This window comes from Caballeronia sp. LZ029 (genome assembly GCF_031451275.1).
In the GTDB taxonomy this organism is placed as follows: domain Bacteria; phylum Pseudomonadota; class Gammaproteobacteria; order Burkholderiales; family Burkholderiaceae; genus Caballeronia; species Caballeronia jiangsuensis.
In genome coordinates, this window is the sequence record NZ_JARUXO010000001.1 from 3000666 (window position 1) to 3015008 (window position 14343).

The following is a 14343-nucleotide window of genomic DNA, read 5'->3' on the forward strand; positions in this document are numbered from 1 at the left end:
AGCAACGCGTCAATGAAGCACTGAACCGATCAGACTCCGAAGGTTCTTCGCATCGAAGACGACGGTCTTCCACGTGTAATAGTTCGCACGCTCGAACTCGGTCTTGCCTACTGCCTGCTGATTTTCCGCAATGGCAAGCACATGTCCCGGCATGTGCATGGCGCGATACTGCATGTGTATGAGTTCACCCTGGAGCAACCGGTTCGCGCTGGTCGCGGCGATGATGATCGACGGCGTGGGTGTCTCGATCACGTGGTCCGCAATCAAGCCGCCCGAAATCGGCAGTTCGACTTCGGAGCGGTGTCCGAGACCGAACTCGTCGGCTATCTCGGCGATGATGCGAGTCAGCCGCTCCTTGAAATCGCTGCTCGACTGACGCTCGGGCCGCGAGGTCGCGACCGCGTAAAGCTGCTGGGCTGCCTCGGCCACGCGAAACACGTACGGCACGATAAACCGCTCGTCGGTGGTCGTCGCGCGAATCACCTCGTCGTCACACAGTCGCGCCGGACTGAGTCGCGCGTGTTCTTTAGCCCAATGCTCGACGGTGCCGGATTCGACGTCGCCGCCCGCCATGCTCGCGGAAAAGCAGGCTTCGCCGTTCTCGTCTATGACCCAACCGTCGTCGCGAGGGCGAATGCGGACGATGACGTGATCTCCCGTTCCGGGATACTGCAGAGGCGTGACGATACGCTGCACACCGTTGCTGTCGTCGTGCACCTCGAACAGCGTGCAGATCGTTCGCTTGAGAATGTCCGTCAGCACAACAAGTCGCCTTGCCCGTATTGTTCGTTTGAAATCGATATGCCCGCCGTCTCGCAGAACAGGACGATCAACGCAGCCCGATCTTCGGCCATACGCGGATCGAAACGTCTCGAAGTTTTCAGGTTAAGCTCGGGCGCTCCGGGCAGCAAGCGATTCCGGTAATCGAAGGCAGTCTGACAAGGCATTTTGCAATGCAAGCCCTTGTGACTCGGGTGATAGTGAAATTCGAGCAGCGGGTACAGATCGCCGCGCGGCAACACGCAAACCAGATGCCCATAGAATGAGCGATCTTCGAGCTCGTCTCCATCGCGCCACATGAAAAGCACGGAGTGATCGTCGGAAACGCGAGTAAGCTCAGTAGCGTGAACGCGTGGCCGCGCCATTCTGTTGAACGGCTTCGGCCACTTCGTCTTGTTCATTGGCTTGAATGGCAATGCGCCGCTCAACGTCTTGCGCAGTTTTCTATGCGCAGCAAGTTCCTTCGGTTCCAATGCGATCTCTCAGGTATTTCTACCGAGCGCATGGGTTCGAGATCGCGATCGGTAGAGGCGTTCTTGTTCTACCGATGCTAACTGCTTCATTCCGCGCTTCGAGCGCCATCCAACGAATGTTTCAGTCGTCGAGATGACGCCTGCCCGAAGGCATCGATTTCTCAACACTCCACAATATTCACCGCCAACCCCCCGCGCGACGTTTCCTTATATTTGGTCTTCATATCCGCGCCAGTCTCCCTCATCGTCTTGATGACCGAATCGAGCGAAACGTAGTGAGACCCGTCGCCGCGCATCGCCATCCGCGCGGCGTTGACGGCTTTCACCGAACCCATCGCATTTCGTTCGATGCACGGAATCTGCACCATCCCGCCGACCGGATCGCAAGTCAGCCCGAGGTTATGCTCCATACCGATCTCGGCGGCGTTCTCCACCTGCGCCGGCGTTCCACCGAGCACCGCAGCCAACGCACCCGCCCCCATCGAACAGGCGACGCCGACTTCCCCCTGGCATCCGACTTCCGCACCGGAGATGGACGCATTCATCTTGTACAGAATGCCGATGGCGGCCGCCGTCAGCAGAAAATCGACGACGCCCTGCGTGTTCGATCCCGGCACGAACCGGTCGTAGTAGTGCAGCACTGCCGGAATGATCCCCGCCGCGCCATTGGTCGGCGCCGTGACGACGCGCCCGCCGATTGCGTTCTCTTCATTCACCGCGATCGCGTAGAGATTGATCCAGTCGATCATGGAAAGCGGATCGCGCAGCGCCTGCTCCGGCTTGCCCGTGAGCGCCTTGTACAACTGCGGCGCGCGTCGCTTCACCTGAAACGGCCCCGGCAAGTGTCCTTCCGCCGCCGGATTGCCGATGCCGCACCCGCGCGCGACGCAATCCTGCATCACGTCCCAGATGCGCAGAAGCCCGGCGCGAATCTCGTCTTCGCTGCGCCAGACGCGCTCGTTTTCCCACATCAGTTGCGCGATCGATTTGCCCGATTCCGCGCACATCTTCATCAACTCGTCGCCGGTATGGAACGGATACGGCAAGTGCTCGTGCGCCGTCAGCACCGCCGTGTTCGCCGCGCCCGCCGTCACGACGAAACCGCCGCCAACCGACAGATACGTCGCTTCGCGCAGCAACGCGCCGTTCGCATCGAAAGCGTAGAGCTTCATGCCGTTCGGATGCTCCGGCAACGCCTGCCGATAGAACGCGATGTTCTCCTTGATCGTGAACGGAATCTTGCGCTTGTCCAGGAGCGCGAGCGTCTTCGATGTACGCACGGTTTCGAGCCGGGGAACGATGCCCGATGCATCGACGGTATCGGGCGCGTCGCCCATCAGGCCGAGCATCACGCCGCGGTCCGTGCCGTGGCCCTTGCCCGTCGCGCCGAGCGAGCCGTACAGCTCGCATTTCACGGATGCGGTCGATTCCAGCAGCTCGTCGCGCTCGAGCCCTTGCGCGAACATCAACGCGGCGCGCATCGGTCCCACGGTGTGCGAGCTGGAAGGTCCGATGCCGATCTTGAAGAGGTCGAATACGCTGACTGCCATGACTGCTCCTGCCTGTAAGAGTTAGCGCGCCGGCAGCGGCAGACACACCGCGAGCCACGCGGGCGGTGTCGGCGCGAGCCGCAGCGCGACCGGCGCGTAGCGGCCGTCGAGCCGCGCCGCCAGATGAAAGAGTTCCGCCGCGTTCTTCGGGTCCCATTGACCCGAAAAGCCCGGCAAGCCCGCCTCGCGACGCTTGGCGTCGAACGGCACGGACGACTTCACGAATTCATCGTGCGTCTTCGTGCCGAGCGCGTAAGGCGTGAGCCAGTTGAGCGCTTCGGCGAGCGTCGCGCCCGACTGCGCGCGTTCCGGCAGCCAGTTGCGGTTGTGCCGCCGCGCGGCGAGCGCCGCCGTCACGAGCGGCTGAAGATCGTATGTGACGTAGCGGAGCGCGTCGCGTTCGGCGAAATCGACCGTCGATCCATCCGGCGCGATGTTGTCGCCGATATGCTCGACGAACAGCCGCTGCGCCGCGTTGATGAGCTTGCGGTCGTCGATCGTGAACGCGCCCATCGCCACCAGTTTCACGCGATGGCTCTGCCAGTTGTTCCGGTAATTGCCCGTGAGCGGCCGGGGCTGCTTGTCCATATCGGCGATGTAGCCGGTCACCATTTTCGTGATGAACGCGTTCGCCGTGTTGCGCGTCCTGACCGGCAACGCGCTTGCCGTGAGGTCGTATGCGAGGATCAGCGATTCGAAATTCGTCTCGTCGATCGGATTGAAGCTCGGCTGATAGGTCGTCGTCCATGCGAGCAGGAAGCGGTCGACGAGCCGCAGATAGCGTTCGTCGCCGGTCGCGCGCCACGCGAGCGCGGCATCGCGCATCAGGCCGAGGTCCTTCTCCGCTTCGACGCTCTCGTCGTAGATGCCCTCGTGCGGCAGCGTGCCTTCGGTGTGCAGCTTCGCGCGCGCCTTCGGCTGATCGTTCACGTGCGACTGCACCATCTTCACCAGCGCCTTCACGCCGGGATCGGCATTGGTGCGCTCGCTCGTCTGCATCGCGGGCGCGGCGCAGAAATTCATCGCGGCCTGCGCGGACGACGCGACGATGAGCATCGCCGCCAACATCGCCCGCACCCCGCGCGCGCGGATTGTCCCTTTCACCTCTCGCACCTTGAACGCCATGTGAACTCCCTGGTTTGGCTTTTTGGTCCGGGGTGAGATGTTAGCTGTTCTGGAACGCGCCGCAAAACCGCCCGACAATGCTTTACGCTTTCGGGCGGCGCTTTCTCTCAGGTTCTGCGCGAACCTTACTCGTCCGCATACTCCGATACCGGCACGCACGAGCACATCAGGTTGCGATCGCCATACGCGTTGTCCGCGCGGCCCACCGGCGACCAGTACTTGCGCGCCACCAGCGACTTCACCGGATACGCCGCCGCTTCGCGCGTGTACTTGTGTGTCCAGTCGTCCGCAGTGACGACCGCCGCCGTGTGCGGCGCGTTCTTCAGCACGTTGTCGTCGCGGTCGGCGCGGCCTTCTTCCACCGCGCGAATTTCTTCGCGGATCGCGATCATCGCGTCGATGAAGCGGTCGAGCTCTTCCTTCGATTCCGATTCCGTCGGCTCGACCATCAGCGTGCCGGGCACCGGGAAGCTCATCGTCGGCGCGTGGAAGCCGTAGTCGATCAGACGCTTCGCCACGTCTTCCACCGAGATGCCGCTCGATTCCTTGATCGGCCGCACATCGAGAATGCATTCGTGCGCGACGAGTCCGCCCGAGCCGCTGTACAGCACCGGATAGTGCGGCGCGAGTCGCTTCGCGACATAGTTCGCGGCGAGAATCGCGCTTTCGGTGGCGGCGGTGAGACCTTGTGCGCCCATCATCGCGATGTACATCCACGAGATCGGCAGGATCGCGGCCGAGCCGTAAGGCGCCGACGACACCGCGCCGATGCCCGCGTCATCGCGCTTGTATCCGGTCGATGCCTGATTCGGCAGGAACTTCGCCAGATGCGCGCCGACCGCGACCGGACCGACGCCCGGTCCGCCTCCGCCGTGCGGAATGCAGAACGTCTTGTGCAGGTTCAGGTGCGACACGTCGCCACCGAACTGGCCGGGTGCGCACAGGCCGACCATTGCGTTCATGTTCGCGCCATCGACATACACCTGGCCGCCGTGCGAATGCACGATGTCGCAAATCTCGCGAACGTTGCGCTCGAACACGCCGTGCGTCGACGGATACGTGATCATGATCGCCGCGAGATTCGCGGAATGCTTCCCGGCCTTCGCCTTCAGATCTTCGATATCGACGTTGCCGTTCGCATCGCAAGCGACGACGACGACCTGCATGCCCGCCATCTGCGCCGACGCCGGATTCGTGCCGTGCGCGGACGCCGGAATCAGACACACGTTGCGATGCCCTTCGCCGCGCGATTCGTGATACGCGTGGATGATGAGCAGGCCCGCGTATTCGCCTTGCGAGCCCGCGTTCGGCTGCAGCGAGACGGCCGCGTAACCCGTGCACGCGACGAGCATCTGTTCGAGCTGATCGATCATCGTGCGATAGCCGAGCGTCTGCTCCGCCGGCGCGAACGGGTGAATCTGCGCGAACTCGGGCCACGTGACGGGCAGCATTTCCGATGTCGCGTTGAGCTTCATCGTGCAGGAGCCGAGCGGGATCATCGTGCGGTCGAGCGCGAGGTCCTTGTCGGCGAGGCTGCGCAGATAGCGCAGCATTTCATGTTCGGAATGATGGCGGTTGAAGACCGGATGCGTGAGGTACTCGCTCGTGCGATGCAGTTCGGCAGGCAGCGAATCGGCAGCGGCCTGATCGAGCGCGTCGATATCGAATGTTTCGGTCTTGCCCGCGACTTCGGCGAACAACGCGAAGAGCTTGAGCAGATCGTCGCGCGTGGTGGTTTCATCGAGCGATACGCCGACTTGCGTCGCGCTCACGTGGCGCAGATTGACATGCGCGGCGTAAGCAGCCTGATGCAGCGCGGTCGTGCTCGCGCCGCTGTCGATCGTGATCGTGTCGAAGAACGTGTCGTTGGCGATCGTGTAGCCGAGCTTCTTCACGCCCGCCGCGAAGATGGACGCCACGCGGTTCACGCGCGACGCGATCGTCTTCAGGCCGCGCGGACCGTGATAGACGGCATACATGCTGGCCATGATCGCGAGCAGCGCCTGCGCCGTGCAGACATTCGACGTCGCCTTCTCGCGGCGAATATGCTGTTCGCGCGTTTGCAGCGCGAGGCGCAGCGCGGAGTTGCCTTGAGCATCGACGGTCACGCCGACGAGACGCCCCGGCATCTGGCGCTTGAATTCGTCGCGCACGGCCATGTAGGCCGCGTGCGGGCCGCCGAAGCCGACCGGCACGCCGAAACGCTGCGTATTGCCGATCGCGACATCCGCGCCCCATTCGCCCGGCGGCGTGATGAGCGTCAGCGCGAGCAGATCCGCCGCCGCGACGACATGGCCGCCCGCCGCGTGGATTGCTTCCGCGAGCGCGCGATAGTCGCGCACATCGCCATTCGCGCCGGGATATTGCAGCAGCACGCCGAACGCATTCGCACTCGCGGCATCCGCGGCCGGACCGACCTTCACTTCAATGCCCGCGGGCTTCGCGCGCGTCTGCACCACTTCGATGGTCTGCGGCAGCACGTCGTCGGCGACGTAGAACACGTTCGATTTCGGCTTGCCGACGCGTTGCAGAAGCGTCATCGCTTCGGCTGCGGCGGTGGCTTCGTCGAGCAGCGAGGCGTTCGCCATCGCGAGGCCCGTCAGATCCATCACCATCTGCTGGAAATTGAGCAGCGCTTCGAGACGGCCTTGCGAAATCTCCGGCTGATACGGCGTGTATGCCGTGTACCACGCCGGATTTTCGAGCACGTTGCGCAGGATCACCGCCGGCGTGTGCGTGCCGTAGTAACCCTGTCCGATCCAGGTTCGAAACACCAGATTCTCGTCCGCCAGCTTGCGCAGCGACGCGAGCGCTTCCGCCTCGCTTTTCGGCTGCGTGAACGCGCCGAGCGGCAGCGTTTCCTTGCGGCGGATCGATTCAGGAATCACCGCGTCGATGAAGGCCGCGCGCGACGCGAAACCGAGCGCATCGAGCATTGCGCGCTGGTCCGCGTCATCGGGGCCGATGTGCCGCTCGGCGAATGCGTCGTGGCATTCGAGCGCGGCGAGTGACAGGGAGGTGCGGTTCATCAGGCGATCCGGGTGTTCGAGCTTCATGTTTTGTCCTGCGATTGCGGCTCGCGACCGAGCCGCAATCGTCATTGAGATGAGTTATTCGCCGATCGACTTGCCGTAGCCTTCGGCGTCGAGCAGCTTGTCCAGACCGGCGTCGCCCGCCGGCTTGATCTTGAAGAGCCAGCTTTCGTACGGCGCGCCGTTCACCTGATCGGGCGCCGAGGTGAGCGCGTCGTTCGATTCGACGATCTCGCCCGAAACCGGCGCGTAAATGTCGGATGCCGCCTTCACCGATTCGATGACGGCGATCGCATCGCCCGCCGTAACGGTCTTGCCCGCCGCGGGCAGTTCGACGAACACGATGTCACCGAGCGCTTCCTGCGCGTGATCGGTGATGCCGATGGTCAGCGTGCCATCGGATTCGGTGCGGACCCATTCGTGCGATTCGGTGTATTTCAGATCGGCCGGGATGCTCATTGGATGCTCCTTGCGTGGTTCTTTCGTGAGTTTCTTGATCGGAGGGAACGGGCGCGACGGCGTTACGAAAGCTCGACCAACACTCGGCCGTTGCGCACGAACGGAAGTTTTACCACGCGCGCCGGAAGTTGCTTGTCGCGGATGACGACCTGCACCGTGTCCCCGACGGCAACGCCCGTCGGCACGCGTGCGAACGCGATGGATTCCTGCATCGACGGCGAAAAAGTGCCGCTCGTAATCTCGCCGTCGCCGTGTTGCGTGACGACTTTCTGATGCGCGCGCAGCACGCCGCCCGCCTTGCCGTTTTCCTTGATCAGCACGAGCCCGACGAAATTCGCCTTCGAGCCGTTCGCCTCCAGCGCGCTGCGGCCGACGAAATCGCGTTCCGTTTTCAGATCGACGGTCCACGCGAGGCCGGCGTCGAGCGGCGACACGTTCTCGTCCATGTCCTGGCCGTACAGATTCATGCCGGCTTCGAGGCGCAGCGTGTCGCGCGCGCCGAGGCCTGCGGGCTTCACGCCCGCGGCGGCGAGCGCGTTCCACAACGCCTCGACTTGCGTCGCCGGAACGACGATCTCGAAACCGTCCTCGCCGGTGTAGCCGGTGCGCGCGAGCATCAGTTCGCCGTATTGCGTCGACGGGAAAACGGCCGCGTTGAACGGCTTGATCGATTCGGTTTGCGCGCGCGTGTCCGGCAGCACTTGCCAGGTCTTTTCGCGCGCGTTCGGGCCTTGCACGGCGATGATCGCGAGATCGCGGCGCGGTGTAATCGAAAGATTGAATTTGCCTTCGGCGTTCAACTGCCCGAACCAGGCGATGTCCTTCTCCGCCGTGCCCGCGTTCACGACGACGCGGAAATTCGTTTCGGAGAAGTAGTAGACGATCAGATCGTCGATCACGCCGCCGTTGCCGTTGAGCAGGCACGAGTAGAGCGCTTTGCCCGGCGTCGTGAGTTTGTCGACGTTATTGGCGATCGCGTGCTTGAAGAATTCGCGGACGGCGTCGCCCTCGAAATCGACGACGCGCATATGCGATACGTCGAACATGCCGGCGTCGGTGCGCACCGCGCGATGCTCGTCGATCTGCGAACCGTAGTTGACGGGCATGTCCCAGCCGCCGAAATCGACCATGCGCGCGTTGAGCGCGAGGTGGGCGGCGTGCAGGGGCGTGTGTTGGAGTTCGGTCATCAGGGCCTCGGTTCGCGAAACAAAAAAGGCCACGCAGCGCACATTTCGCCTGGCCGGATGCGCCTTTCGCGCTGCCTGATGCAGCGCGCAAGGCGCATGCCGCGAAGCGGTTGCGATGCGTGACCCCTCTGTCCTCGGTACCTGAGAGATTGCGCGAACCATCAGCGTGACTGATGGTTCATCGCGCGCCCCTTCGGTGGGCAACTGGCTTCATGTTGAAGCCGCTGCCGCTCTCCAGAGTGCGAGGAAACGAATTCCTCGACGCAGTCGGTCCTTTTGCCTGAGAGTTTGCGGGTGTGCCCCTTCGGCGGCGCGATCTTCGCTGCATGAACGAGACCACGCGCTCTCCCGACGCGTGCGGCAGAATTTACGCGACGCCTCGCGCAATGTCAATTTCGTTCGAAATTCCGGGCGACCGCGTCAGGTATTGCTCAGTGCATATATTCGCTTCTCAACGCCGCGTCGGGATCCGGCAGTGTGATCGTTCGTGAAAAAAAGGCGCTGACCAGCCGCGCCAGCCCCGCGGTCGTCAGAAACTGGCCTGTGCGGCCCCCGGATGGCACGACGTTCGGAACCGGTTCGAATACCTCGAGCAGCCTGTTTGACTGCAATCCTTCGGCGATTGCGAAGAAAACCGACTGATTGCCAATAAAGAGCGACGCCTCCGCAATCCGATCGCAGGCGTCCTGTGCGTGGCGCGTCGGCACATGTTCGATCGCCAAGGAAGGAAAGCGTGAACGGAATTCCGTAAATTCATTCTCCAGTCCGATAAATCCGATACGCAAGTCCAATTGCGCGAGCACGCCGTAATCGATCGCCTGATTCAAATAGCGCATCGAACGGCCAATCAGGATGTCATAGGGTTTCGCGTACGAGTGGACTCCGCCGGACCGTTTGGGCCAGCGAGACGGCGACTCGGCGAGCAGCGCGAAAATCTTGAAATAGTAATCCTTAATGTTTCCGGCCAAAACATTAACGCTTCCGCCGCGAAAAGCATCGAAGTTGACGGCGTCGCATGGAATGTCGTTGCCGGGAACGAAATGCACGGCCTCGATATAAGCCTGAGACCGCAGCAATGGCGCGACGAAATCGAACGTCGCGTCATCTATCATCTTGTCGCCGGCGGGGTGACGCCTGTCCGGGCCGTAACCCGAATCGACGTCGTTCGGAATGTAAAGCGTCACGCGGACGCCGCACTGCCGGGCGATCGTCCGCATTGCAGGCAGCGAATAGACGATATCGCCCAGATGACCGGAATGTTTGAATGTGACAGACATGACGAATTCGACCCGTTATTGACTTTACTCTGCCTCACGACAAATGACAGATGAAAATCAGAAATATTGTCCGCCATCTCCAAGAGTCAAAGCGAGTTAATGTTTGTCATATTCCACTCGGTCACACCATGTTGATGCCGCTTCGCGTCAGCGCAATCGGGCGAACTCCACCCGCCTTCCTTCCCTGTCGCTCTGAATCGCCAGCTCGATGATCGTCATCGTATCAACCGCGTCCTGCGGCGAAACCGGAAACGGCTTGCCGTCCTGAATCGACGCCGCCAGCGCGCGATAAAACTCGACATAAGCACCATCTTTCGTGGCGAATTCTTGACGCAGGTCGTGATCGCCATCGACTTCGCGCAGCGCGCCCGGCGGATTCTTCGCGAACTCCGGATTGCCCGGCCGCATGCCGGAACGCAACTGATCTTCCTGCGTGTCGAGCCCGTTCTTCACGTAACTGCCGCGCGTGCCGTGGATCGCGAAACGCGGCGGCTCCAGCGCCGCGAGCGCGCTCGCGTGCAGGATCACTTCCTTGTCCTCGTAACCGAGCACGAGATGCACGTAATCCGGCGCGTGCGCGTGATCGCGATGCGCCTTCACGAACGCCGTGACCGTCTGCGGCGCGCCGAAGAGCGTCAGCGCCTGATCGATCAGATGCGGCCCCAGATCGAACAGCAGGCCGCCGCCGCGCTCCGCTTCCTCGCGCCAGCGCTGCGGCACTTTCGGGCGAAAACGGTCGAAATGCGATTCGTAATGCGTGACTCGCCCGAGCCGCCCGCTTTCGACGAGCGCGCGCACGGTCATGAAATCGCCGTCCCAGCGGCGATTGTGGAACGGCGCGAACACGAGCCCTTTCTGCTGCGCGAGATCGGCGAGCGTGCGGGCGTCGCGCGCGGAAAGCGTGACCGGCTTGTCGACGACCACATGCTTGCCCGCCGACAACGCGCGGTGCGCGAGATCGAAGTGCGTGTCGTTCGGCGTCGCCACGACCACGCATTCGAGGCCGTCGACGGCGAGCAGCGCGTCGAAGTCCGCGACGATCTGCGCGTTCGGATAATCCGCCGACGCGCGTTCGGCCTGGCTCGTCGCGATGGCCGTGACTTCCGCCCGGCCGCAGTGCTCGATGACGGGCGCGTGAAACGTCGCGCCGGCGAGGCCGTAGCCCATTACGCCGACTTTCAGTGCTGTGCTCATGCGGGCATCGTCCTGTCGTGAATTCGATCGGATATTGTGGCACGAACAGGGGCCGGAACCGCGCCGCCGCTATCGTGTTAACATCGCGCTCTCCTCCGCGCGCAGGTTTTCAGCTAAGCGCGCCCGAACTCCAAAAGCCCAAAACGATGTCCGCTGGTCTGAACGCCGCGCAAAGCGAAGCCGTGCGCTATCTCGATGGTCCCTGTCTCGTGCTCGCCGGCGCGGGCAGCGGCAAGACGCGCGTGATCACGCAGAAGATCGCGCATCTGATCGAAGGACGCGGCTTCGAGCCGAAGCACATCGCCGCGCTCACCTTCACGAACAAGGCCGCGCTCGAAATGCGCGAGCGCACCGCGAAGCTGCTCGAGGGCAAGACGCTCACCACGCCCGGCAAGGAAGGCCGCAAGATTCCCGTCAATCAATTGACGATCTGCACCTTCCACTCGCTCGGCGTGCAGATCATGCGGCAGGAAGCGGAACATGTCGGACTGAAGCCGCAGTTCTCGATCATGGATTCGGACGACTGCTTCGGCATGGTGCAGGAACAGCTCGGCACGACCGACAAGGGCCTGATTCGCAAGATCCAGTCGATCATCTCGCTGTGGAAGAACGCGATGGTGTCGCCGGATCAGGCGTCCGTGCTCGCGAATAACGAGGACGAGCATCAGGCGGCGATCGTCTTTCGCAGCTACGCGGCGACGCTGCACGCGTATCAGGCGCTCGATTTCGACGATCTGATCCTACGGCCCGCGCAGCTTTTCGCCGAGAACGAGCAGGTGCGCGACAAGTGGCAGAACCGCTTGCGCTATCTGCTGATCGACGAATATCAGGACACCAACGCCTGTCAGTACGAATTGCTGAAGCAGCTTGCCGGCCCGCGTGCGGCGTTCACGGCCGTCGGCGACGACGATCAGGCCATCTACGGATGGCGCGGCGCGACCCTCGAAAACCTCGCGCAGCTCGGCAAGGATTTTCCGAAGCTGCACGTCGTCAAGCTGGAGCAGAACTATCGCTCGACGGTGCGCATTCTGACGGCGGCGAATAACGTCATCGCGAACAATCCGAAGCTGTTCGAGAAGAAGCTGTGGTCCGAGCACGGCATGGGCGACACGATCACCGTCACCGGCTGCAACGACGAAGAGCACGAGGCCGAGTCCGTGGTGTTCCGGCTCTCGGCGCACAAGTTCGAGCGGCGCACGCAGTTTCGCGACTACGCCATTCTCTATCGCGGCAACTTTCAGGCGCGCATCTTCGAGCAGGTGCTGCGACGCGAGCGCATTCCTTATGTGCTGTCGGGCGGGCAGTCGTTCTTCGACAAGGCGGAGATCAAGGATCTCATCGCGTATCTGCGTCTGATCGCCAATCCCGACGACGATCCCGCGTTCATCCGCGCGATCACGACTCCGCGGCGGGGCGTCGGCAATACGACGCTCGAAGCGCTCGGCGCGTTCGCGGGCGCGGCGAAGGTGTCGCTGTTCGAGGCGGTGTTCATGGGCGGCATCGAGGCGCGTCTGTCGGCGCGGCAGGTCGAGCCGCTACGCACATTCTGCGAATGGATTCGGCGGCTGTCCGACCGCGCGGCGCGCGATCCGGCGACCGAAGTGCTCGACGACATGATGGAAGCCATCCACTACGAGTCGTATCTCTACGATGCGTACGACGAGCGGCAGGCGCAGTCGAAGTGGCAGAACGTGCTCGAGTTTCTCGAATGGTTGAAGCGCAAGGGCACGAAGCCGGAAGCCGCGCCGGGCGCGGAGCAGACAGGCTACGACACCGCCGACGGTTTCGCCGACGAAGGCAAGAACCTGCTCGGCCTGATCCAGACCGTCGCGCTGATGTCCATGCTCGAAGGCAAGGAAGAAGATCCGGACGCGGTGCGGCTCTCGACGGTGCATGCGTCGAAGGGACTGGAGTATCCGCACGTGTTTCTGGTGGGCGTCGAAGAAGGGATCATGCCGCATCGCGGCAGCTCGGATGATGACGCGCCCGTCGACGATTCGCGCATCGAGGAAGAACGCCGGCTGATGTATGTCGCGATCACGCGGGCGCAGCGCAGTCTGCATCTGAACTGGTGCAAGAAGAGAAAACGCGCGCGGGAGACGGTGGTGTGCGAGCCGTCGCGCTTCATACCCGAGATGCTGCTCGACGATGCACCGCCGCCGACGCCCGAGGAAAAACCGCTGTCGCCGAAAGATCGAATGGCGATGCTCAAGGCGATGTTGCAGAAGACCTGACGCTTTCGCTTTCTTCGCGCTTCAAAATGAAAAACCCTGCGCCACTTGAACCGACGCAGGGTTCTTTCATTGCACGCGTGAACGTTACTTCGCCGCGTTCACCATGTAATCGACGGCGGCCTTCACATCCGCATCCGGCGCATTCGATCCGCCCTTCGGCGGCATCGCGCCTTTGCCGTGCAATGCGTAGTTGTAGACGGTGTCCATCGGCTCCTTCAGGCGCGGCGCCCAGGCGGCCTTGTCGCCGAACTTCGGCGCGTTGAGCACGCCGGCCGCGTGACATGCCTGGCAGACTTGCTCGTAGAGCGCCTTGCCGGCTTGAGCCGCGTCCGCGCTTTGGCCGCCCGCCGCCGGCGCCGCAGCCTGCGGCACCGATGCCAGCGCCGCGACGGCTGCCGCCGCCTGTGCGTTCTCATTCGCGCTCGCGCCTGCCGGAGCCGCTGCGCCCGATGCCGCTGCCGCACCCGATGCGCCCGCGCTCGCCGCCGCACCCGACGCAGGTTGCGCCGGTTCCGCCAGTTTGCCGCCGCTGCCGTTGGCCATATAGACGACCGCGCGCGCAATTTCGAAGTCGCTGTAATCGTCGGGGCTGGTGCCGCCGCGCGCGGGCATCGCGCCCTTGCCGTTGAGCGCGTTGTGCAGGAGCGTGTCGTAGCCTTCACCCATGCGCGGTGCCCACGCGCCGGCATCGCCGAACTTGGGTGCGCCGGCGGTGCCCGCTGCGTGACAGGCGGAGCACACGGCTTTGAATACGTCCTCGCCGGTCTTGTAGACGCGCGGCGCGTTGGCGTCGCGGATATCGACCTGCGCGGCGGGCGCGATGCGCTCGTTCACCGACTGCTCGATGTCCGTGCCCGCGCCGGTACGCGTCGAGTTGTTCACATAAACCGCGAGCAGGATGATGATGGCGACCGGGATGCCGAATCCCGCGATGATCGCGGCGATGAGTTGGCCGGGCGTCTTGATCGGGGCTCCGTGGGGTGCTTCGCTCATGCTTGTCTCGTCTCCCGTTTTTTGGTGTGAGTCGGTTCA

The 14343-nt window shown here is 63.1% G+C and carries 11 protein-coding genes and 2 riboswitches; of the genes, 1 reads left to right on the forward strand and 10 read right to left on the reverse strand.

All coding sequences use genetic code 11. The annotated features are described in order from the left end of the window. Positions 1-9: 9 nt before the first annotated feature. From QCE73_RS14170 to QCE73_RS14210, 9 genes are all read right to left on the reverse strand, one after another. Complete coding sequence (locus tag QCE73_RS14170; protein WP_309881732.1) at positions 10-762, reverse strand: hypothetical protein; 753 nt, start codon at positions 760-762, stop codon at positions 10-12. After that, positions 756-1253, reverse strand: coding sequence for a hypothetical protein (locus QCE73_RS14175; protein WP_309881733.1), 498 nt, complete (start codon positions 1251-1253; stop codon positions 756-758). Before QCE73_RS14175 ends, QCE73_RS14170 begins: the two co-directional genes overlap by 7 nt. A gap of 161 nt (positions 1254-1414) precedes the next feature. Next, the gene (locus QCE73_RS14180; protein WP_309881734.1) at positions 1415-2803 is read right to left on the reverse strand and encodes an L-serine ammonia-lyase; all 1389 of its coding nucleotides are present in this window, start codon (positions 2801-2803) and stop codon (positions 1415-1417) included. A 21-nt stretch (positions 2804-2824) separates the two neighbouring features. After that, entirely contained in the window at positions 2825-3928 is a 1104-nt protein-coding gene (locus QCE73_RS14185; protein WP_035499309.1) for an alginate lyase family protein, read from the reverse strand. 125 nt (positions 3929-4053) lie between these two features. Beyond that, positions 4054-6984, reverse strand: a complete 2931-nt coding sequence (gene gcvP, locus QCE73_RS14190) for an aminomethyl-transferring glycine dehydrogenase (RefSeq protein WP_309881736.1) — start codon at positions 6982-6984, stop codon at positions 4054-4056. Positions 6985-7038: 54 nt separating this feature from the next. Then, on the reverse strand, positions 7039-7419 hold the full coding sequence (gcvH, locus tag QCE73_RS14195) for a glycine cleavage system protein GcvH (protein ID WP_035499312.1): 381 nt from the start codon (positions 7417-7419) through the stop codon (positions 7039-7041). Between the two features lie 62 nt (positions 7420-7481). Continuing rightward, positions 7482-8606: a glycine cleavage system aminomethyltransferase GcvT gene (gcvT, locus tag QCE73_RS14200; protein ID WP_309881737.1), complete on the reverse strand. Its 1125-nt coding sequence runs from the start codon at positions 8604-8606 to the stop codon at positions 7482-7484. A gap of 118 nt (positions 8607-8724) precedes the next feature. Continuing rightward, positions 8725-8854: riboswitch (glycine riboswitch) on the reverse strand. Positions 8855-8863: 9 nt separating this feature from the next. Then, a riboswitch (glycine riboswitch) is annotated at positions 8864-8967 on the reverse strand. A 70-nt stretch (positions 8968-9037) separates the two neighbouring features. Next, positions 9038-9883 carry a hypothetical protein gene (locus QCE73_RS14205; RefSeq protein ID WP_309881738.1) on the reverse strand — a complete coding sequence of 282 codons (846 nt, stop codon included), beginning with the start codon at positions 9881-9883 and terminating at the stop codon, positions 9038-9040. A 147-nt stretch (positions 9884-10030) separates the two neighbouring features. Beyond that, a complete protein-coding gene (locus QCE73_RS14210; RefSeq protein WP_309881739.1) occupies positions 10031-11077 on the reverse strand; it encodes an oxidoreductase in 1047 nt (348 codons plus the stop codon). A 146-nt stretch (positions 11078-11223) separates the two neighbouring features. Between QCE73_RS14210 and QCE73_RS14215 the strand changes: the two genes are divergently transcribed. Next, positions 11224-13311, forward strand: coding sequence for a UvrD-helicase domain-containing protein (locus QCE73_RS14215; protein WP_309881741.1), 2088 nt, complete (start codon positions 11224-11226; stop codon positions 13309-13311). An 84-nt stretch (positions 13312-13395) separates the two neighbouring features. Here the strand turns inward: QCE73_RS14215 and QCE73_RS14220 are convergent, their stop codons facing one another. Then, positions 13396-14304 (reverse strand): c-type cytochrome, encoded by a 909-nt coding sequence (locus QCE73_RS14220; protein ID WP_309881743.1) that lies wholly within the window; start codon positions 14302-14304, stop codon positions 13396-13398. Between the last annotated feature and the right edge of the window lie 39 nt (positions 14305-14343).

Coding starts and splice junctions, on each gene's coding strand:
- QCE73_RS14215 (WP_309881741.1), top strand. CDS start 11,224: ATGTCCGCTGGTCTGAACGCCGCGCAAAGCGAAGCCGTGCGCTATCTC.
- QCE73_RS14180 (WP_309881734.1), bottom strand. CDS start 2,803: ATGGCAGTCAGCGTATTCGACCTCTTCAAGATCGGCATCGGACCTTCC.
- QCE73_RS14220 (WP_309881743.1), bottom strand. CDS start 14,304: ATGAGCGAAGCACCCCACGGAGCCCCGATCAAGACGCCCGGCCAACTC.
- gcvP (WP_309881736.1), bottom strand. CDS start 6,984: ATGAAGCTCGAACACCCGGATCGCCTGATGAACCGCACCTCCCTGTCA.
- gcvH (WP_035499312.1), bottom strand. CDS start 7,419: ATGAGCATCCCGGCCGATCTGAAATACACCGAATCGCACGAATGGGTC.
- QCE73_RS14205 (WP_309881738.1), bottom strand. CDS start 9,883: ATGTCTGTCACATTCAAACATTCCGGTCATCTGGGCGATATCGTCTAT.
- QCE73_RS14185 (WP_035499309.1), bottom strand. CDS start 3,928: ATGGCGTTCAAGGTGCGAGAGGTGAAAGGGACAATCCGCGCGCGCGGG.
- QCE73_RS14210 (WP_309881739.1), bottom strand. CDS start 11,077: ATGAGCACAGCACTGAAAGTCGGCGTAATGGGCTACGGCCTCGCCGGC.
- gcvT (WP_309881737.1), bottom strand. CDS start 8,606: ATGACCGAACTCCAACACACGCCCCTGCACGCCGCCCACCTCGCGCTC.